General features: G+C 63.0%; 9 protein-coding genes and 1 pseudogene (1 of these 10 only partly in view). 5 read left to right on the forward strand and 5 right to left on the reverse strand.

What is annotated here, in order from left to right; all coding sequences use genetic code 11:
- The 5 genes and pseudogenes from ACIPOO_RS20300 to ACIPOO_RS20320 all read right to left on the reverse strand — a co-directional run.
- Positions 1-3,653, reverse strand: a pseudogene (locus ACIPOO_RS20300) (non-ribosomal peptide synthase/polyketide synthase); its annotated part reaches 10,087 nt to the left of the window's first position; the annotation flags it as partial.
- Positions 3,653-13,369 (reverse strand): amino acid adenylation domain-containing protein, encoded by a 9,717-nt coding sequence (locus tag ACIPOO_RS20305; RefSeq protein WP_400609354.1) that lies wholly within the window; start codon positions 13,367-13,369, stop codon positions 3,653-3,655. The pseudogene ACIPOO_RS20300 and the gene ACIPOO_RS20305, both read right to left, overlap by 1 nt.
- A gap of 126 nt (positions 13,370-13,495) precedes the next feature.
- Entirely contained in the window at positions 13,496-14,824 is a 1,329-nt protein-coding gene (locus ACIPOO_RS20310; RefSeq protein WP_400609356.1) for a lysine N(6)-hydroxylase/L-ornithine N(5)-oxygenase family protein, read from the reverse strand.
- Positions 14,825-14,986: 162 nt separating this feature from the next.
- A complete protein-coding gene (locus ACIPOO_RS20315; protein ID WP_400609358.1) occupies positions 14,987-16,681 on the reverse strand; it encodes a multidrug ABC transporter permease/ATP-binding protein in 1,695 nt (564 codons plus the stop codon).
- A 49-nt stretch (positions 16,682-16,730) separates the two neighbouring features.
- The gene (locus tag ACIPOO_RS20320) at positions 16,731-17,234 is read right to left on the reverse strand and encodes a sigma-70 family RNA polymerase sigma factor (protein ID WP_274133710.1); all 504 of its coding nucleotides are present in this window, start codon (positions 17,232-17,234) and stop codon (positions 16,731-16,733) included.
- A gap of 583 nt (positions 17,235-17,817) precedes the next feature.
- On the opposite strand from ACIPOO_RS20320, the gene ACIPOO_RS20325 reads away from it, so the two are divergent.
- The 5 genes from ACIPOO_RS20325 (at position 17,818) to ACIPOO_RS20345 (ending at position 21,698) form a co-directional block, all read left to right on the forward strand.
- Positions 17,818-18,303, forward strand: a complete 486-nt coding sequence (locus ACIPOO_RS20325; RefSeq protein WP_400609360.1) for a hypothetical protein — start codon at positions 17,818-17,820, stop codon at positions 18,301-18,303.
- Between the two features lie 98 nt (positions 18,304-18,401).
- The gene (locus ACIPOO_RS20330) at positions 18,402-20,258 is read left to right on the forward strand and encodes a phospholipase effector Tle1 domain-containing protein (RefSeq protein WP_400609362.1); all 1,857 of its coding nucleotides are present in this window, start codon (positions 18,402-18,404) and stop codon (positions 20,256-20,258) included.
- Entirely contained in the window at positions 20,251-20,922 is a 672-nt protein-coding gene (locus tag ACIPOO_RS20335) for a DUF2931 family protein (protein ID WP_400609364.1), read from the forward strand. The genes ACIPOO_RS20330 and ACIPOO_RS20335 overlap by 8 nt, the downstream gene beginning before the upstream one ends.
- Positions 20,909-21,034 carry a hypothetical protein gene (locus tag ACIPOO_RS20340; protein ID WP_400609366.1) on the forward strand — a complete coding sequence of 42 codons (126 nt, stop codon included), beginning with the start codon at positions 20,909-20,911 and terminating at the stop codon, positions 21,032-21,034. Before ACIPOO_RS20335 ends, ACIPOO_RS20340 begins: the two co-directional genes overlap by 14 nt.
- Positions 21,027-21,698: a DUF2931 family protein gene (locus ACIPOO_RS20345; protein WP_400609368.1), complete on the forward strand. Its 672-nt coding sequence runs from the start codon at positions 21,027-21,029 to the stop codon at positions 21,696-21,698. Before ACIPOO_RS20340 ends, ACIPOO_RS20345 begins: the two co-directional genes overlap by 8 nt.
- Positions 21,699-21,808 lie beyond the last annotated feature (110 nt).

A 21,808-nucleotide genomic window follows, 5' to 3' on the forward strand; every position in this document is an offset into this window, starting at 1 on the left:
CGCTCGCCGCCTTCTGCCAGTTTGAACTGCACGGCGCGCAGCAGCGGGCCGTCGCTCAAGCGCAGGCTGGCCTGGGCTTCATCGCAGATTTCAGCGAGCTGCCGGGCCCCGACCTCACGCTGCCAGAGCAGGCGTGCGGCGTCTTCCTCGGCGCGATAACGCTGTTGCCAGTGGCCGTTGTCCTGCTGGACGAAGCTCATGCGCAGCGCGTCGTGATGATTGACCAGCGCCTGTAGCGCCTGGCCCAAAGCTACAGGGTCCAAAGCCTCGGATGGCGTGAGGAGCAGCGACTGGTTCCAGTGGCTGCGGTTGCCCATGGGCTGCTCGAAGAACCAGTGCTGGATCGGCGTCAGCGGGATGTCGCGGTTGAATTCGATGCGCGAGAGCGCAGCGGCTTCGCTGTGGTTGACCACTTGGGCCACTTGCGTCAGCTCGGCAATGGTCTGCCGTTCGAACATCTGCCGTGGCGACAGCCCGATCCCGCGTTTCTTGGCGCGGGAAACGATTTGCAGGCTGAGAATCGAATCGCCGCCCAGTTCGAAGAAATTGTCCTGCCGGCCAACCTGCTTCACGCCCAGCAGATCCTGCCAGAGTTCGGCCAGTGTACTTTCCACACCGGCCAGCGGCGCTTCGAACGCCCGCTGCTGCACCTGCGGCTCTGGCAGGGCCTTGCGGTCCAGTTTGCCGTTGGCCGACAGCGGGAATTTCTCCAGCGTCACCAGGTGCGCCGGGACCATGTAGTCCGGCAGGCGTTGTTTGAGCTGGGTGCGTAGTTGCTCCTCGTCGAAAGCTTCGGCGACGACATAACCCACCAGTTGGATGCCGTTGGCCAGTTGCCGGGCCACGACCACCGCTTCGCTGATCGCAGGATGATCCAGCAGTGCCGATTCGATCTCGCCGATTTCCACACGCAGGCCGCGCAGCTTGATCTGGTGATCGAGACGACCCAGATATTCCACCGCGCCATCGGCACGCCAGCGCGCCAGGTCACCGGTGCGGTACAGGCGCTGGCCCTTGCCGAACGGGCTGGCGACGAAGCGCTCAGCCGTCAGGCCAGGACGTAGATGGTAACCACGGGCCAGACCGTCGCCGCCGATGTACAACTCGCCCGGTACGCCGATAGGTTGCGGGTTGAGGCGGCTGTCGAGGATGTGGACTTGCAGGTTGGCAATCGGACGACCGATGGGCACCGAGGCGCCCGGTTCGCTGCGGCAGGTCCAGTGGGTGACGTCGATGGCGGCTTCGGTGGGGCCGTAGAGGTTGAACAGGCCTGCGTTGGGTAGACGCTGTAGGGTGTCCCGGGCCAAGTCCGCAGGCAAGGCTTCGCCGGAGCAGACGATGCGTTTCAGCGAAGTGCAGTTGGACAGATCGTCCTGGGCCATGAACGCGGCGAGCATCGACGGGACGAAATGCAGCGTGGTGATTTGATGATCTGCAATCAAGGCAGTCAGCAACACAGGGTCGCGATGATCCCCTGGCTGCGCCATGACCAGCCTTGCACCGACCATCAGAGGCCAGAAGAACTCCCAGACCGAGACGTCGAAGCTGAATGGGGTCTTTTGCAGGACGGCGTCGGTTGCGTCGAGCTGATAAGCCTCCTGCATCCACGCCAGGCGGTTGAACAATGCAGCATGGGTGTTGCCCGCGCCCTTCGGCTTACCAGTCGAGCCGGAGGTGTAGATCATGTAGGCCAGTTGCTCAGGGTGAATCTCAACCACAGGCGAGGTAACAGGCTGACCACTGACATCCAGACGATCCAGATTCAGCACCTGCACGCCTTCAACAACCGGCAAGTCATCGATGACCGCGGCATGGCTCAGCACCAGACCAACGCCAGCGTCTTCCAGCATGTAGCGCAGACGGTCTGCGGGGTATTCCGGGTCCAGCGGCACATAGGCAGCGCCGGCCTTCACCACGGCATATAGCGCGACCACCATTTCAGTCGAACGCAGCGCAGCAACGCCCACCAACGACTCACGTCCCACACCTTGAATGCGCAGGTAATGAGCGAGCTGGTTGGCCCGCTGATCCAGTTCCCGATAGGTCAGCGCCTGCTCGCCGAAGCGCAAAGCTTCACGATCAGGATGCAACTGAGCCAAGCGCTCAAACTGCCGATGTACAACTAAATCGTCAGTCGCCCATCCCCGCGCGGTGTCATTGACCACAGCCAGTTGCGCCCGATCCTGCAAATCCAGCAGTTCAAAATCACCAATCGCCGCATCCGGCTGCTCCAGCAACTGGGCGAACAACTGCACGAAACGCTGATGCAGGCGCTCGACCGTGCCGTGATCGAACAGATCCGTGGCGTAATTCCAGTTGCCCGCCAGTTCACCCGCCGCGTTCTCCCAGGTGTGCAACGCCAGGTCGAACTGGGCGCTGCCGCTGTCCAGCGGCATCAGGGTCGCGCTCAGGCCAGGCATCAGTTGCAGCGCCTCGTCCTGGCGCTGCTGATGGTTGTACAGCACCTGGAACAGAGGGTTGTGACTCAGGCTGCGCTCGGGCGCCAGGGCATCGACCAGCTGTTCGAACGGCAGGTCCTGATTGGCCTGGGCGCCTTGGGAGGCGTGGCGAACGTTATCGATGATGCGGTTGAAACTGGCGTCGGCCGTGACGTCGCCGCGCAGGATCTGAGTGTTGACGAAGAAGCCGATCAGCCCTTCGGTTTCCGCCCGCTGACGTCCGGCGATGGGTACGCCGATGCGCAGGTCATTCTGGCCACTCAGGCGCTGCAGCAGCACCTGATAGGCCGCCAGCATCACGGTAAACAGGGTCACACCGCGCTGCCTGGCCAGCTCGCGCATGCGGGTTGCAAGCGTTGCGTCGAAGCTGAACGGCAGGCGCGCACCGCGGAAGCTCTGGCGTGCCGGGCGCGGACGGTCGGCGGGCAGTTCCAGCACCGGCGGTTCATCGCCCAGTTGCTGTTTCCAGTACTCCAGCTGACGATCAGCCTCACCCGCTTCCAGGCAAGCGCGCTGCCACAGGGCGACATCGGCGTAGCTTAGCGGGAGCTGCGGCAAGGCTTGATCCTCGCCTTCAAGGGCTGCGCGGTAGGCCTGGACGAAATCCAGCAAAAGCACCTGGATCGACCAGCCGTCGGCGATGATGTGGTGCAGGCAGACCAGCAATACATGCTCGTCTGCCGCGCGCTCAACCAGCGCCACGCGCCACAGCGGGCCCTGCGCCAAATCGAACGGACGACGGGCGAATTCGTCGGACAGCGCCTTGAGGTCGTCTTCGCTGACCGCGCTCAGGCGCTCGAACGGCAACGCCTGCTGCGCCAGCACCACCTGTTGCGGCGTGCCGTCCTCGGCGGTGTCGAACACCGTGCGCAGGCTGGCGTGACGCTGGGCCACGCGTTCGAAGGCCGATTGCACGGCTGCAATGTTCAACGCGCCCTTCAGGCGCAGAGCACCCGGCAGGTAATACGTGCTGTTGCCAGGTTCCAGTTGCTCCAGGAACCACAGGCGCTGCTGGGAAAAGGACGTCGGACTGCGCTCGCCCGCCACGCCGGACGGGATCGGCAGCGCCGACGCATCCAGCCCCTGTTCGCGCAGCTTGCCCAGAAACACCCGGCGCTGTGCCGCACCCAGGCTGAGAAAGCGCGTGGCCAGGGCCAGCAGCTTGCTTTGCGAAGTCATGCTCGGTTGCGACATCAGTTGCTTTCCTCCAGCTCATTCATGAACTCGTCCAGGGCATCGAGCCCCTCGAGCGTCAGGGTCTGCCCCTGCAAGGTGTCGATCAGGGCCGCCTGTGCGGCGACGGTGGTGGCTTCGAAGGCCTGCGCCAGCGGAATGCTCACCCCCAGGCGCTCGCGAATGCGCGACAACAGCCGTGTCGCCAGCAGCGAGTGCCCACCCAGTTCAAAGAAGTTGTCGTCGCGCCCTACCCGCTCGATTTTCAGCAGGCCCTGCCAGAGTTCGGCGAGCACCTGCTCGCGCTCGCCCCGGGGCGCTTCGAAGTGGCGTTCCTGCAACGTCAGCGCCGGCAAGGCCTTGCGGTCCAGCTTGCCGTTGGCGTTGCGCGGAAGGCGGTCGAGCAGCATCACGTGGGCCGGCACCATGAACGCCGGAAGCTCCAGGGCGAGCGCAGTTTTCAGGACATCCACGGACAAGCTGTGCGAAGCCTGCGCGACCACGTACGCCACCAGTTGCGGGCCATGGGCCGTCGGTTGCGCACTGACCACCGCGTCATGCACGGCGGGCTGAGCCAGCAGCACGCTTTCGATTTCACCCAGCTCGATGCGCTGGCCGCGGATCTTCACCTGGAAGTCCGCCCGGCCGACGTACTCCAGCGCGCCTTCAGCGTTCCAGCGCACCAGGTCACCGCTGCGGTACAGGCGCGCACCGGGCTCGCCGAACGGATCGGGCAGGAAGCGCTCGGCGGTCAGGCCTGGGCGCGCCGCATAACCGCGACCGACCCCGACGCCGCCGATGTACAGCTCGCCCACCACGCCCGGCGCTGCCAGTTGCAGGCTGGAATCGAGCACGTACAGCCGGTTGTTGTCGGTCGCGCGGCCAATCGGCATGTTCGACCTGGCTGCCGGTGCCGCCGTCAGCGTGTGCAGCGCCACGTCATCGGCGCACTCGGCCGGGCCATAGGCGTTGACCAGCGGCACGTTGGGGTAGCGTGCGAACCAGCGCGAGGCCAGGTCCACGGTCAGCGCTTCGCCGGTCGGCAGCAACCAGCGCAGGGCATCGAGCTTGTGCGGGGCCACCGCGAGCATGCCGTCAATCACCGCAGGCACGCACTCCAGAACGCTGACCTGATTGGCAACCACTTCCTCCAGCAAACGCTGGGGATCGTGCACCACTGCATCCGGCAGAATTTCCACTCGCCCACCGAACAGTGGTGCGGTGAGGAACTGCCATACCGAGATATCGAAGCCGGTGGCGGCGGTCTGGGCGATCACATCGCCCTCGGCCAGGCGCAGGTACGGCAGCTTGGACATCTGGTTGTTGAGCATGCCGCGCTGGTTGACCATCACCCCTTTTGGCTCGCCGGTGGAGCCCGAGGTGTAGATCACGTAGGCCAGTTGTTCGGCGCTGGCGTAGCGACCGGGGTTGCTCTCGACGGTGCCTGCCAGCAGGTCCTCAAGAATCAGCAGCTGTGGCTTGACCTCGGCCAGCTCGACAATGGCCCGGACCAGCGCCAGGCAGTCGCGGGGCGTGATCAACACCTGCGCCCGGCTGCTCACCAGCATCCGCGCACTGCGCCCGGCCGGATGACGATCGTCCATTGCCAGGTAGGCAGCACCGGCCTTGAACGCGCCGATGATCATGCTCAGCAACGCCAGGCCACGGGGTGCGTACAGCGCCACCACGTCGTCCCCCTGAACATTCGCAGCGATCAGGCCGTGGCCGATGCGGTTGGCCTGGCGGTTGAGTTCGCTGTAGCTCAGGCTCTGGCCTTGGCAACGCGCAACTTCCAGCGATGGATGGGCCTGCACCCGGGACTCGAAACGCTCCAGGTAACTGATGCCGTACCAGTGTTTTTCCACCGGCCCCTGCCCCTGTTGCAGCAGTTGCTCGCGCTCGGCCTGCTCCAGCAATTGCAAGTGGCTGAGGGTCTGCTGGGGGTTGTCGATCAGTTGCGTCAGCAGGCGACGGAAATGCCCCACCAGGGTGGTCATGTCGTGGTCGTGGAAGTGACGGCTGTCGTAGGTCAGTTGCAGTTGCAGCGATTCGCCCGGCAGTAGCACCACGGTCAACGGGTAGTTGGTGTGGGTGCGGTTGGCCAGGGGGTTGATCCGGTATTCGTTCACGGCCTGCTGAACCTCTGCGCCCAACGGAACGTTTTCAAAGACGAACAGGCTGTCGAACAGCGGCTGGCCACGCGGGATGTCGGCCAGCAGCTGGATGTCAGCCAGGGACAGGTGCTCGTGCTGACGCATTTCGGCGTTCTGCGCCTGCAAGGCGTTGAGCAGCTCCAGCGCCGGCGCGCCCGCACCCGGACGCTTGAGGCGCAGGGGCAAGGTATTGATGAACAGGCCCAGTGCGCCTTCGATGCCTTCCAGCTCGGTGGGACGACCGGCGACGGTGACGCCGAACAGCACCTCGTCACGGTCAGCGTGCTGCATCAGCAACAGCGCCCAGGCGGCCTGCACGAAAGTGTTGGCGGTCAGGCGATGCTGGCGGGCCTGATCGGCGAGCTTCGCGGTTTGCTCGACGCCCAACGCCAGCGTGACGTCGCGCATCTGCGGCTCACCTTGCGGGCTGTGGCGGTACGGCAGCGGCGTGACATCGGTGAAACCGGCCAGCGTCTGGCGCCAGTAGTCACGGCTGATCGCTTCGTCCTGCTCGGCCAGCCAGGCGAGGAAGTCGCGGTACGGCCGCGCGGCCGGCAGGCTGACGTGGCGGCCTTGCAGGTGCGCACGATAATGAGCGAAGAATTCGGTGAGCATCAGGCCGCGGCACCAGGCATCGATCAGCGCATGGTGGTGGCTCTGGACGATGCGGAAATCCGCCTCGCCAAACTTCACCAGGCGCAAACGCAAGAGCGGCGCGCGGGCGAAGTCGAACCCCTGTTCGCGCTCGGCGGCGAGCACCTCCTCAAGCTCCGCTTCGGCCGCCTCGCGGGACAGGTGACTGAGATCGATCAACTGCGCAGGCGACGGCACGCGGCGCATCACCACCTGGCGCTGTACGCCGCTCTCCAGGCCATGGAACGCCGTGCGCAGGGCCGGATGGCGCTGCACCACTTGCTGCCAGGCGAACTTGAAGGCGTCGAAATCGACGTGACTGCCGACTTCGTACTGGTCCTGCATCAGGTAGATGCCGTTGCCCTGCTCCAGCAGGCTGTGCAGCAGAATCCCCTGTTGCATGGGTGCCAGCGGCAGGATGTCCTCAATGTCCCGCGCCGGGATGTCGAGGGCGTCCAGTTGGGCTTGATTGAGGCCCGCCAGCGGGAAGTCCGACGGGGTGAGCCCGGCGTTGTGCTCGTCGCTGCAATGGGCGATCAGGTGCAGCAGTTGCTCGCGGTACAGCGCCACCAAATGCTCGATGGTCTCGCGGCTGAAGCGCTGACGGCTGAAGGTCCAGTCCAGGTGCAACTGGCCGTCGCGTACCTGGCCATCCACCGCCAGGGCATTGGCCAGTGGACCCTTGGGGTCACGCAGGTTGCCTGGCGCCTGGCCCGACAGGGAGAACAACGCGCCCTCGGTATCATCGAAGCGGCCGAGGTAGTTGAAGGTCACGCCCTGCCCCACCAGTTCGGGCAAGTCCGCCTTGGACAAGTACCGCAGCACGCCGTAGCCCAGGCCCTTTTCCGGCACGGTGCGGATCCTTTCCTTGACCGCCTTGAGCGTGGCGATGGCGTCATCGCAGGCGTCCAGCGCCACTGGATAGAGGCTGGTGAACCAGCCCACGCTGCGGCTCAGGTCCAAGGCACCGCTTGAGTCTTCACGACCGTGGCCTTCCAGACTGATGACATGCCGACGGCGCCCGCTCCATAGCCACAAGGCCTGGGACAGCGCCGCCAGCAGCAGGTCGTCGATACGCGTGCGATAGGCCGCCGGAGCTTCGCTGAGCAAACGGCGGGTGTCCTGTGCATCGAGGGTCAGGCTGAGGGTTTCGCCATCGCCGACCAGGCTTTGAATGGAGCTATCCCCCGGCAGACAAGCGTCATCGACCTGTAGCGCCTGCCAATAAGGCAGTTGCGCGGCCAGCTCGGCGCTCTGGGCCAGGTTCTGCAGTGACTGCGACCAGGCCTGGAAACTGGCGGTCTTTTCCGCCAATGCCACCGGTTGCCCCGCGACCAGACGGCTGTAGGCGTGCTGCAGGTCTTCGAGCAGGACCCGCCACGACACGCCGTCCACGGCCAGGTGATGGATCGCCAGCAACAGGCGACCTTCGCCAGAAGGCAGGCGCGCATGCACCACCCGCAGCAACGGGCCGGTTTCGATGTTCAGGCTGCGCTGGGCTTCATCGCTGAGGGAGGCCAGGTCTTGTTCGCGAGTGAGTTCGCAGGTCCAGAGCACGCGCTCGGCGCTTTCGCTGTCGCGATAGCGCTGCAACCACTGCCCGTCACTGCCCTGATGGAAGCTCAGGCGCAAGCTGTCGTGCTGGGCCAGCATCATGCCCAGCGCCTGCTGCAAGAGCGCGACGTCCATCGCTTGCGGCAGATTCAGCAACAGCGACTGGTTCCAGTGCGCCCGCTCACTGACCGGCAGCGCAAAGAAGCGCGCCTGAATCGGCGTCAGGGCGAAGTCACGGGGGGCCACAGGCGCGGCAGCCGGGATTGCGGCAGGCTTGGCCTCGGACACCACGGCCACTTGCGCAAGTTCTGCGATGGTCTGCTTTTCGAACAGTTGCTTGGGCGTCAGGCGAATGCCCTGACGACGGGCCCGGGCGATGATCTGCAAGCTCAGGATCGAGTCACCACCGAGGGTGAAGAAGTTGTCGTGACGCCCCACGGCCTCGACGTTCAGCGCTTTTTGCCAAAGCTCGGCCAAGGTCGCTTCGACGCCGTCATGGGGCGCTTCAAAGCTTTGCGAAACCAGCTGCGGCGTCGGCAAGGCCGCGTGATCGAGCTTACCGTTGGCGGTGACCGGGAAGGCCTCAAGGGTCAACACGTGGCTGGGGACCATGTAGTCCGGCAGGCTCTCGGCCAACTGCGCACGCAGCGCCTCGCCATCGACCTGCTCGCCCTTGCCGACCAACGCATAGGCGATCAACTGGCCGCGATCATCCACCCGCACATGGGCGTCACGCAGGCCATCGAGGGTGCGCAGGCGCTGGGCGATTTCACCCAAGGCCACGCGATAGCCGCGGACCTTGACCTGATCGTCGGCGCGGCCGAGGAACTGGATCTGCCCGTTGGCCAGCAGGCGCGCGCGGTCACCGCTGCGATACAGGCGAGCGCCCGAACCATTTGGATCGGGAATGAACACCGCAGCCGTCAGCGCCGGGCGGTCATGATAGCCACGGCCCAGGCCTGGCCCGCCGATGTACAGCTCGCCGACGTCGCCCTGCACCACTGGTTCAAGCTGGTCGTTTAGCACCAATGCCACGGCGTTTGGCAGCGGACGGCCGATGGGCGCGGACTGCGCGATGGGCGTGGCGTCAGGCAGTTCATTGCTGAGCACGCCGACGGTGGTTTCAGTCGGGCCGTAGTGGTTGATCACCCGGCAGGCGGGCTTGAGGCGCTTGACCTGGGCCACCAGCTCCCAGGGCAGTGCATCCCCACCCAGAATCAACACCTGCTCCGGCAACACGTCCGCGGCGTTGGCGGCTTGCAGCAGGCCGCTCAGGTGAGTCGGCACTATCTTCAGCACGCCCACCTTGTGCTCGCTCATGTAGGCGGCGAAGCGGTCGGCGTCGTTGGTCCGTTCGGGGCTGATGAGGTGCAGCGTGCGCGCCGAACACAGGGCGCCGAACAGCACGGTGTGGCCCAGGTCGGCGCCGACTGTGGAGACCATCGCCATGCTGGCCTGGGCGTCGAATTCAACGCGCTTGAGCAGGCCCTGCACGTAGTCGGCCAGGGCGCCGTGGCTGATGACCACGCCTTTTGGCGTGCCACTGGTGCCCGAGGTGTAGATCAGGTACGCGGCCTGGTCGGGATGGATTTGCACCTGCGGCGCCACGTCCGGCTGACCGCGCCAGGCCGCGTGCGCGTCCACCGCGATCACTTCACCCTGGTACTCGGCTGGGGCTTGCGCATCGCTCACCAACCAGCGCGCACCGCTGTCGGCCAGCACGAACGCTTGGCGCTCGGCGGGCCATTTCGGGTCCAGCGGCACGTAGGCAGCGCCGGCCTTGACGATGGCCAGCAGACCAACAACGAACTCCACCGAGCGCTCCAGAAGCACCCCGACGCGGCTCTCGGCAGCGACACCCGCCTCACGCAGGTACTGCGCCAGGCGGTTGGCCTGAGCGTCGACCTCGGCAAAATCAACCCGTTGCGTTTCATGCTGCAGGGCAGTCGTGTTCGGCTGTGCCTTGACGCTGGCGTTCCACAGTTGCAGCACGTCAGTGGCGGGGAACGATACGGCTTCGGCGTCCAGCCGTGACGGCACGGCCGACACCTGCAGATCGCTCAGGCGCCCCTCGGGGCGAGCCACCACTTGCGTGCAGATGCGCAGCAGGTCGGCAGCGAAACCGGCGATGCGCGGCTCGTCGAACAGGTCGCAGGCATAGGTGAACACCGCCTGGATGCCGTCGGCGCTGTCGGTGATGTCCAGGCCCAGGTCGAAGTGCGCCGAGAAGTCGTCGAGTTGGTTGACGTCCATGCGCACGTCGCCCAAGTCCACGTTCTGCGGCAGCACGAACTGCTGGGTGAATTTCACCTGGCACAGCGGGTTGTGGCTGAGGTTGCGGCTCACGCCCAGCGCCTCCACCAGTTGTTCGAACGGCAGTTCCTGATGATTCTGCGCGCCCAGTGCGCTGTGCTTGACCGCTTCGACCAGCGCGCTGAACGACTGCTGTGGCAGGACTTCGGTGCGCAGCACCAGGGTGTTGACGAACAGGCCGATCAGACCCTCGGCTTCGGTGCAGGTACGCCCGGCCACCGGCACGCCGACGCGCAGGTCGGTCTGACTGCTGTAGCGCTGAAGCAAGGTCTTGTAGGCCGCCAGCATGACCATGAACAGTGTGGCGCCGTGACCCGCCGCCAGATCCCGCAGCCCTTGGCTCAGCGTGCTGTCGAAGGCAATGGCATAACGTGCGCCGCGATGGCTTTGCTGCGCTGCACGCGGGCGGTCTGCAGGCAGGTCGAGCACCGGCTGAGTGTCGCCCAGGCGCTCGCGCCAGTATTTGAGTTGACGCTCGCGCTCGCCAGCGGCCAGCCGTTCACGCTGCCAGGCGGCGAAGTCGGCGTACTGGATCGGTAGCTCCGGCAGCGCGGGCGTGCGGTTTTGCCCATGGGCGCGGTACAGCGCGGCGAAGTCCTTGAGGATGACCTGCACCGACCAGCCGTCAGCGATGATGTGGTGCAGCACCAGCACCAGTTGTTGCTGGTCGGCAGCCAGACGCACGTTGAGCACGCGCCACAGGGGACCGGTCTGCAGGTCCATCGGTTGCTCGACCGCAGCCTTGGCCAGCTCGCCCAGGGCCTCGACCGGCTGGGCATGCAGACTCAAATCATGACGTTCGATGATGACCGGTTGCGGTGCATGAATGCGCTGCACCAGCATTTCTTTGGCGTCGATGGCAAAGGTGGTGCGCAGGCTCTCATGTCGCGCCGCCAGATCGTCGAAGCTGCGTTGCAGGGCGAGGTCATCCACCGCGCCATTCAGGCTCAATTGCCCGCACAGGTGATAGGCGCTGCTGTCCGGTTCCAGTTGCGCGAGGAACCACAGCCGTTGCTGGGCGAAGGACTGCTCCGGCGCAGGATCACGCGGGATACGGGCTACGGCCTGCGGGCGTTCGCCACTGCGGGTCTGGCTTGCGACATGGGCGCTGAACTGGCCCAGGGTCGGGTGCTCGAACAGGTGCGCGGGTTCCAGCTTCAGGACCAGCTCGCGGTTGAGCCGCGAAAGCACCTGGACCACGCCCACCGAGTCGCCGCCACGGGCGAAGAAGTGGTCGTGTGGGGCGAGGTCCTGCTTGCCCAGCACTTCACGCCAGGCGGCCAGCACTTCGGGCAGAACCGGCTGGGCGTCGGCAGGGCCTTGCTCGCCGGCGGTGTCGAGCAGACGGCCATCCTGCCAGAGGGCGAAGCTGTCCAGGCTGCCGTTCTGCCAACCGGCCCGGCAGGCCGAACGCTGCAACTTGCCGCTGGTGGTGCGCGGCAAGGCACCCGGTTCCAGCAGCACAATGACTTTCGGCGCCACCAAAAAGAGTTCGGACACCGCATCGCGCACCGCTTCGCAGATCATCTGCGGCTTCATCAGGCGGCGCACGTTGCGGCTGATTTCCAGGGCCAGCCCCACCCCTTCGGCGCCCTGCTCGTCGGTCACCGGGAAGGCGGCGATGCGCCCGCGACGCAGCAGCTCGACGCTTTTTTCCAGCGACTGTTCGATGTCCTGCGGGTAGAGGTTCTGGCCGTTGAGGATAATCAGGTCCTTCAAACGGCCACTGATGAACAGCTCGCCGGCACTGGCAATCCCCAGGTCACCGCTGCGCAGCCAGCGCTGGCCGTCGTGCTGAACGAAGGTCTGGGCAGTGGCCTCGGGGTTCTGCCAATAGCCTTCGGCAACGCTTGGGCCGGCGATCCAGATTTCACCCACCTGCCCTTGCGGCAGCACCTGTTGGGTGGCCGGATCGACGATGCGCAGCTCATGATCGTCACGGCACCAGCCGCAACCTGGCAGGCGGCTAGTGGCGTTCCCGTTGGCGAACAGCGCTTCGGCAGAGTCCCCCGGCGCCAATTGATTGCCGTCGAAACGCTTGATGCCGAACGGCTTGTCGCGCATGGCGGCAGCGACGAACAGCGTGGCTTCGGCCAGGCCATAGCTGGGGGTCAAGGCGCGGCGGTCGAAACCGGCGGCGGCGAAGTGCTCGCTGAAGGCGTCCAGGGTCGCGATGCGGATTGGCTCGGAACCGGAAAACGCCAGGCTCCAGTTGTCGAGTTTTAGGTTCTTCACGGCGCTCGGCTTGATCCGCTCGACGCACAGGCGATAGGCGAAATCCGGGCCGCCGGAGAAGGTGCCGCCGTACTGGCTCATGACTTCCAGCCAGCGCGCCGGGCGACCGAGGAAGTAGTTGGGCGACATCAGGTTCAGGGTGCCACCGTAGTACAGCGGCAGCAGCAGGCCGCACATCAGGCCCATGTCGTGGTAGAGCGGCAGCCAGCTGACCCAGCTTTCGGTGGCGGCATCGGTGACGAAGTGCCGGGCCATGGCCACTTCGTTGGCCATCAGGTTGTTGTGCGAGACCATCACGCCCTTCGGCGCGCTGGTGGAACCGGAGGTGTATTGCAGGAACGCCAGCGACGAGGTGTCGATCAGCGAAGGCTGGAACGATGCCTGCCAGCCGTGGACCTCTTCGATGGCGACAAAGCGCCCGCCCGCCGGCATGAAGGGTTGCAGCAGGTGCTGGAATTTATCCAGGTCTTCGCGGCGACCCAGCACCATACCAGGGGCGGCGTCCTGCAGGATACCGGTCAGGCGATCCAGATGCGTCTGGCGGTTGTACTCGGGCGCGAATGCCGGAACCGCGATGACCCCGGCATGCAGGCAGCCCAGGAACGCTGCCGCGTAGTCGGCACCGGTGGGCAGGATCAGCACGCAGCGCTCGCCACCCTGGACGCCCAGGTGATGCTGCAACAATCCGGCAATGGATCGCGCCTGCAGGTCCAGCTCGGCGTAGCTGGTCAGCAGCGGTTCATGGTCTTCGGAAACGATGTGTCGAAGGGCAATCCGGTCCGGCTGGCTCTGCGCATAAAGGCCCACCAGTTCGGGAAAATGCGCGGCCTGATCTCGTATGGATTTCATTCTTTCACCTATTTGTTTCGGCAAGGCTCAACCCACAGACAGCCTCTCGGGCCGCCCGCAACGTTGTGAGAAAAGAGTGGGTGGCCGACCAGCAGCCACCGTGATGACGGGTGTGGCGGGCGCGAATCAGCGCGCCAGTTTCAACGCCACGCGCTCGTGGGCGCTGGCCGGTCGGCTGGCGCAGGACTGTTCGTGCCCGTCGAAAATCGACTCGACCACTTCCTGGGAACGCACCGCCAGCACCGACAGCAGCGTGTCACTCAGGCCGTGGCTGTCTTCGCAGCAGCCCTGCAGGAAAATGCCTGCGTCGCTGCCGGCGGCCAGTGGCAGGCGATAGTTGCGGTCAACGCCTGCGCCCTGAATGTGGTCCTGCACGCCTGCCAGCAACTCCAGGTGGTAGTCACGGCGGTAACCGGTGGCCAGCACCACGATGTCGAAGGACTCGCTGTGCATCTGGTCATGGGGGGCGTCGCGCAGGAACAGCTCGATGCCGGCGGCGCTGACTTCGGCGTGAGCCACTTCGCGGTTGGTCAGCAGGCGATGACGCTGCTCGCCGCGCACCTTCTGGTGATAGAGGCGCTGGAAGATGGTCTCGATCAGGTCGTTGTCGACCACCGAATAGTTGGTGTTGCGAAACTCTGCAAACAGCGCGTCACGGCGCTCCTCACTGTGGTTGAAGATGGTGTCGGTGAACGACGGGTTGAAGATCTGGTTGACGAAGGGGCTGTCATCGGACGGCTTGAGCGCGCTGCCGCGAATCACCAGGCTGGCCTCGACGTTGTCGAAGCGGCTGGCCAGGTCTTCGAAGATTTCCGCCGCGCTCTGGCCGCCGCCCACTACCGCCACCCGCACCGGGCCGGGGCGGTTGGTCAGCAGTTTTTCGATGCCGCCACGGTAGCCTGCCGAATGCAGCACGCGCGGATCGCTCAGGCCGTCGAATGCCGCTGGCGCCTGGGGAATGCCACCGATCCCGAACACCAGATTGCGCGCCCGGCGCCGGGATATACCACCGCTCGGCCCACGGGACAGCACGTCCACTGCGACAAATCGGCCGTCCTGGAAATGCGGTTCGACCGAGATCACTTCCTCACCGTAGTGCGCCTGCTCGGCAAAGTGCGAGGCGGCCCAGCTCAGGTAGTCGGTGTATTCCTCGCGGGTCGGGAAGAAGGTCTTGAGGTTGATGAAGTCCTGCAGGCGCCCGCGCTCCTTCAGGTAATTGACGAAGGTGAAGCGGCTGGCCGGGTTGCGCTGGGTGACCAAGTCCTTGAGGAAGGAAATCTGCATGGTGGAGCCGTCGATCAGCATGCCTTCGTGCCAGTTGAACGCTGGCTTCTTCTCCAGGAAACACACCTTGGGCGCGAGACCGGTGCGCAGCGCATGCTCCTGGGTGGCGATGGCCAGTGCCAAATTGGACGGGCCGAATCCTATGCCGATGTAGTCGTAGACGAGTTCCATGCTTCCCTCTCGTTTGGAGCGATGCGCCCTCAGGTGGAGCCTTGCGTGACCCAGGTCACAGCGGCATTCGGGCAGTGAGAGCGCATCGAGAATGAGTAAGACTGATTATCATTACAAAGACGCCTGAGCCTTCAGGCTGTTTAGTCTCTTGCGATGAAAAACTTACAAAGCCTTTACGTTTTGCATCCGGTACGCGCCGCCGATCTCATGCACCGCATCGCGGCTGGCGTTTTCCCGGCGATCGCCCTGCAATTCGCTGAGCTGGCCGGACTCCATCTTCACCAGCCGGTCGGCCAGGTCGAAGTACTGGTCGTCGTGGCTGATCGCGAATACTGTAATGCCTGCCTGTTTGAACATCGGCAGCAGCTCGCGGTAGAAGAAGCGGCGAAACAGCGGATCCTGGTCGGCGGCCCACTCGTCCAGCAGCAGGATGTCGCGCTTCTCCAGCAGCGCCAGCAACAGCGCCAGACGCTTGCGCTGGCCTTGGGAGAAACGGGTGTCGAGCAGGTGCCCGTCGCCGATCTGCACCTTGTGCTTCATGTGCAGTTGTTCAAGCCAATGCTCGATGTGCGGCGCGTCGGCGTTCTCGCCCTTCTCCCCCAGCAACTGCGAGAACAGGTGAAAGTCGGTGAACACGCTGGCGAACAGGTGACGGTAGGCGAGCCAGTCGTCGGCGCCGATCGCCTGGCCATCGATCAGGATCACCCCGGCCGAGGGGCGATACAGCCCGCTGAGCAGGCGCGCCAGGCTGGACTTGCCGCTGCCGTTGCCGCCCATCAGGAACACCGTTTCGCCACGGCGCAGGGTCAGGTTGACCGGCCCGACGTCGAAGCCAGGCTCGTCGCCCTGGGGCGGGTAGTGATATTCCACGTCACGCAATTCCAGGGTCTGCCAATGGCCGGCGATGTGACTCGGGGCGACTTCGAAGCTGTCGTGGTGCTCGGCCAGGGCCAGGGATTCGACCTTGTCCAGCGCCACGCGCCCGGAGACCTGGGCCGGAATTGCCGCCACCGCCAGCACCAGCGGCGTGCGCATGAACAGCACGGTCAGCGCGTAGGTCGCTGCCACTTCCGTCGGCGCCCAGCCCAGGCCGTTGGCCAGGTAGAACGCCAGGCCAATGGTGCCCAGCACCATGATGTTCGCCCAGTTGCTGGCCAGGCCGTGGTAGCGGTCGGCCAGGGTGAAATGCTCGCGGTAGCGCAGTGCGGCGGCGTCGAAGGTTTCTTCGTACAGGCGGCGGGCGCGGTCGCGGTTGAGGGTCAGTTCCTTGCGCCCGTCGATCACGCCCTGATAGCTCTGGTACAGCTTGTCTTCGGACTCACGCAGCGCCCGGATGTGCGCGTTGAGCTTGCCCACCAGCAGCCAGCCGACACCCAGGGTGAAGGCCATCCAGCACAGGGTGGTGACGAACAGCGAAGGCGAAAGCCAGGCCAGGTAACTGAACGCCGCGACGCTCAACACCGTGCCGTAGATCAGGTCCGGCAACTGCACGAAGGCCATGGTCACGGCGCGGATATCGCTGGACAGGCTGGCGAAGATCTTCGCCCCGCCGATGGCTTCGATGCGTTCGATATTGGTGTCCAGCAGGCGCTTGACCATCACCCGGCGCAGGCCGTAGACGAAACGATGCCCCAGCGCCGTCAGTGACAGCGAGGCACCGGATGCCAGCGCCAGCAACACCACCAGCATTAGGCCGAACTGCCACAGCGCGGTGCCCAGACCGTCGTGGGTGCTGATCATGCGCTGGTTCACGAAGGCAATCACGCCCACGCTCAGCAGGCCACTGCTGATGCTCAGCAACAGCACCATCGCAAGGGGCCAGCGGTATTGCTGGAAGACCAGACGAACTAATTTCATGGATGACTCCGGGCAGTAAAGGCAAAGGCAGAAAAAGTGAAACCCACGCTCAGATCTCGCCCAGCCGCGAACGGCAATGGGACAGCGTGTCACGCAGGAGGAAATTGACCATGGTGGGCGAAGTGCCGATGACCTTGGCCACGTCGCGCTGGGTGTAACCCTGGATCTGGCTGAGGTTGAAAACGATGCGCATGCGCTTGGGCAGCTCGTTGAGGGCACCGACCAGTTGGCTGACCGACTCGCGGCCCGCCAGCACCCGCTCCGGCGAGACCTCGAAGCGTTGCTGCTCGTCGAGTTCGGCTTCGACACCGTGGTTGCGCTCGAGACGCTGACGGCGCAGGCGGTCGATGGCCAGGTTGCGCACCACACGGAACATGTAGCGCGCAGGCTCGATGGACGCCAGGTCGCTTTCGAGCATTTTCACGAAGGCATCCTGCACCACGTCTTCGGCGCGGGCACGACAGCCGAGGAATTTTGCAGCCAGGCGCAAGAGACCTTCCCGATGGGTGTTGTAGGTGCCCATCAAGGCATCGAGATGAGGATCGATCGCCACACAGCCCCCGCCAGGTCCGGTTGCGCGAAGCCTGACTGGCTGGCTCATTGCAGGACGAAATTCCATGTTTTTCGACATCCCCGGATACAAAGGAACGCGAAGAATAACGCAAACGATTCTCATTGCAATGTAAGAAAATTTACCGTCTTGTGAAACTTTCGTTATAACGGCGTGGTCGTTTTGTTGTCCGACGAGTGGCGGCCAGATGATGGCCGAATAGACTTAAATTACTGATTATTAAGCATTTTTGCGATTATTGAAGATTGTCGGACGAAGGGATTATTCAGGCTAGACGAGGATTTTTGCCTGTCAAAAAAATGTTTCATGGACGATACATTTCGATTTGAAGCTGAGACTTGCGTCGCAGATTTTGGTCAGGCCAGTCTGACCTTTTCGCGTTAAACCCCGTGAAGTCGATGAGTCCCTATCTGTAGGAAATGGACTAGTGATCTGAAAGAAAAGCCCTCACCACAGCCTACCTTTCCCTCCTCCCCCGCGCTGCCTGCCTCACGCCATCCTGATCCCGATCACGCTTTTTCCACGCACGGAGAAGCACGACGTCGTCACGGAAATGGATACCGATATGAAGCCTCTTACCCCCTCGCCCTATACCAACGAAGCCACACCTGAGTTACTGCTCCGAATGGATAAAGCAGTCTTTACCGACGAACAGATCGCCGAATTTGACGTCGAGTCCCAAGCAATGATTCGTCAGCAACAGGAGTACTGCAAGGCCCACCCAGTGACCGGTATTTACCGACTGGCGACGGAGGGCAGCCAGACGCGCGACGGCGGTGTAATCGAGAGAACCCGTTCAATTGCCGCGTTCACGCTCGATGATGGCCAGCAGGTTCGGGGCGCGCACAAAGGGGATCTGGTGATCTATCCCGATGGCAGTAGCGCCAGAATCATTACCGGTGCAGGTAGCAAGTATTCCGACATCGCACTGGTCGGCAGTCGCCTCGACAACGGCGACGAAATCATCAACACATTGCAGCACATGGGAGTGATCGTGGCGCGTAAAGACGTGCCCCTGCCTGAAGACTTCCTGCCAACGATCGACGGCTGACTGGCCGCCGTCCATCTACGGGGCAGCGCATGTCTGCGCCTCCCCGATCACTTTCGAAAATCGCATGGATGCGGTACGTGGACAGGGGTTACAACCACATGCCCAAAGGCTATTTCATTCGCAAATTCGACAAAACCAGCTGTGGCGGGATGGTCCTGGATGCTACCTCCGGAATGGGTTGGGACGATCAGGACCACGCGTGCGAGTTCGATCCGGTCAGTTGCGGCGTCGACGGCAAGACCTACTGGATTGCTGGCGGCATCCCCTTCATGAGAAGTGACGACAGATGCGTAGCCGGCACACTGCACAGCTATAGCGCCTGTCCTTGCCAGGCCCAGCTTTACCATTCTCTGGATGCGGCGAGTTATAGCGATGACGGCGATGATGAGGTTGCTGTGGCCGCTTCCCCCTCAAGCAGATCAGCCGTGCCGGTTGCTGTCCCCACTTTCACGGCGACTGCGACGTATGCTGCCCCGCCTGCCGAAGATGAAATCGAGGAGGAAGAGGAAGAAGTCGAGGTCGAACAGCTCATCACCCTGCGCATCGGGATGTTCTTCGATGGTACTGGGAACAATCGGGATAACAGCGAAAAAGTTCTGAATTGCTTTGCTCGGGACGTAAACCTTGCAGATGCGGGCGAAGACATACGCCGGTTTTGTCTTGCGAACGGGTATGACGAGAACGGCGGTGCACCGGACGACAGCCATGGGAATGACAGCAGTAATGTGGCGCGGTTGTATCAGCTGTATACGGATGATGCTCAGCGAGTACTGCCGGAGGATTCTGAGCAAGCGTTCCTCCGCGTCTACGTCGAAGGTATTGGTACCAGCAGTACCGGGAGCGATTCGTGGTTTTCACAGGGTACAGGACGTGGCGCCCAAGGCGTCAGGGCTCGGGTAGAGGCAAGTCCGGCATTGTTGACTGAAACGTTATCGACCTTTCAGGACAACAACCCGGAAAAACTCATACAACGCGTCGAATTCGACATTTTCGGATTCAGTCGCGGCGCTGCCGCTGCCCGTGACTTCGTCAATGAGGTGCTCAAGGGCCACGACGGCGTCCTTGCCAAAGCCTTGCCGACAGGATCACCGGGCTTCGCGGACACTTTCGCGTGGCGGCACCGTTACGATTTCAGCATCAACTACCTGGGCATCTATGACACCGTGGCGTCGATCTCAGCCCCACTCAGGTGGGACTGGAGCGGCAACAATGCCGATAACGCCGGCATCGACATTCGCATCCCGAGGGGCGCTGCCAAAAAGGTCGTCCATCTCGTTGCAGGCGACGAGCATCGCTTCAACTTCGCACTGAACAAGGCCGATGGTGCCGACATCGTTCTGCCTGGCGCACACTCTGACCTCGGTGGCGGATACCGTCCCGACGTCACGGAACGCGTGCTACTGAGCAAGCCTCATCACAGCGATGTACACGGATTGACACCTTCTACATCTGCTCCGAGTTACAAGCTCGCCCAAGCCGATCTGCTACGGCTGCAGCGAAAATACGCCAAATACGATTTGTCCCTCAGCCTGCTTACCTGGGAGGTCGACACCAGCACCCGAGCCAAAGGCGACTTGGTCCAGAGCAAGCGCGTGTACGCCGTCGTCAGCAGCGAACGCAAAGTGCAGAGTGATCTGTCGCTGGTGTATCTGCGCATCATGCGTGAACTGGCTGTGAAACATGGCGTGCCATTCGAGGAAATCGACCCTGACAATGCCCGCCTTGCGCTTCCAAACGCCTTAGTGCCTGTCTACAGCAAGCTGCTTGCCTATACCCAAGACAAGACCAGGACTTACGGCCTGACCCGCGACGAGGAACTGCTGATGTATCGCCGCTACGTCCATCTATCCGCTCACTGGAACCCGGTCAAGGACTGGAAACACAGTGATCTGGACGTGGTGTTCATCAATCGGCCTGATGCAGACGACATGCGTACGGAACATCCCAATGAGTAAGTTGGCCTTCTGTGCGTTGTTGGCCCTGCTGTTGACCGGTTGTGTGTCAGGCAAACACTCATTGCCCTACGATGCGTGGAGATTGGGATTTTCAGCACCTGACTACATGGAAGCCTGGATTGAAACGGCCGACGTCTATGACATGTCCGGCTGGGGATATCCGCAGGCTGGGAGCGGGCTGCCTTCAATGGTTTATCCAAGACCACTGAGCAAGGGAATTCCCGAAGTGTTCAAAGGTGATCCCAAAGGCTGGCCCGAGCGCCCCGGCTGGGGCGCAGGCAAATATGTAAAGCGAGCAGACCTGCCTAAGCAGATCTATGTGCGCTGGCAATCGCTGGTCGAGCCGCAGACCTATCATGGACGAGTGGATGTACCCGAATGGGTACGACAAACCATGGTTAAAAAAGAGCAACCCTATTGCCGGTTCACGGGAAAAAAGGAAGTGCAGTACCGCAAAGCCATCGTCATAGGTCTAGCCCCAGGCGGCATCGCCAAAGCTTGGGTCATGGGGCCCTGCCTACCACCTATCGAGTTCGCACGGGTGCAGATGAAGGTCGATCCCGTCGGGCCGTACGACGGCAAATCCGAGGGCAGGCACCGACCACTCACACCGACGTCCAAAGCCTATGTCGAGAAGTTCGGTGTGCCGTATGGATCGTGGTGATGACCGTGACCACTGGAACCCGGTCAAGGACTGGAAACACAGTGAGCTGGATGCGGTATTCATCAATCGGCCCGATACAGACGACCTGCGTATGGAACATCCCAATGAGTAAGTTGGCCTTCTGTGCGTTGTTGGCCCTGCTGTTGACTGGTTGTGCGTCGGGTAAACACTCGTTGCCCTACGACGCTTGGCGACTGGGTTTCTTTGCTCCGGACTACATGGAAGTGTGGATAGAGACAGCCGATGTGATTGACAACTCTGGCTGGGTGTTTCAGCGCGCTGGCAGCGGCATACCGGCCATCGCCTACCCAAGGGCCCTCTCCAAAGATGCTCCTGATGTGTTCAAAGGCGATCCTAAAGGCTGGCCAGATCGTCCCGGCTGGGGGAAAGGCAAATACGTCAGACATGCAGATCTCCCCAAGCAGATCTACGTACGCTGGCAATCCCTGGTCGAACCTCAGACTTACCATGGCCGAGTGGATGTAACCGAATGGGTACGACAAACCATGGTTGAAAAAGAACAACCCTATTGCCGGTTCACGGGAAAAAAGGAAGTGCAGTACCGCAAAGCCATCGTCATCGGCCTGGCCCCCGGTGGTATCGCCAAGGCCTGGGTAATGGGCCCCTGCCTGCCTGCCATCGAGTTCGCACGGGTGCAGATGAAGGTCGATCCGGTCGGGCCGTACGACGGCAAGTCCGAGGGGAGACACCGACCACTGACACCAGCATCCAAAGCCTACGTCGAAAAGTTCGGTGTGCCGTTTGGATCGTGGTGAGTGACCGGGTGTGAATAGCTCTTTTTGTCGACCATATAACTCAAGCACGCAAACCCAGAAATATGTTGGGCATTTTAAATAGTGACAGTTGGAGAATCATCCATGCGATA

Source organism: Pseudomonas sp. NPDC090201 (genome assembly GCF_044746825.1).
Lineage (GTDB): Bacteria > Pseudomonadota > Gammaproteobacteria > Pseudomonadales > Pseudomonadaceae > Aquipseudomonas > Aquipseudomonas putida_AD.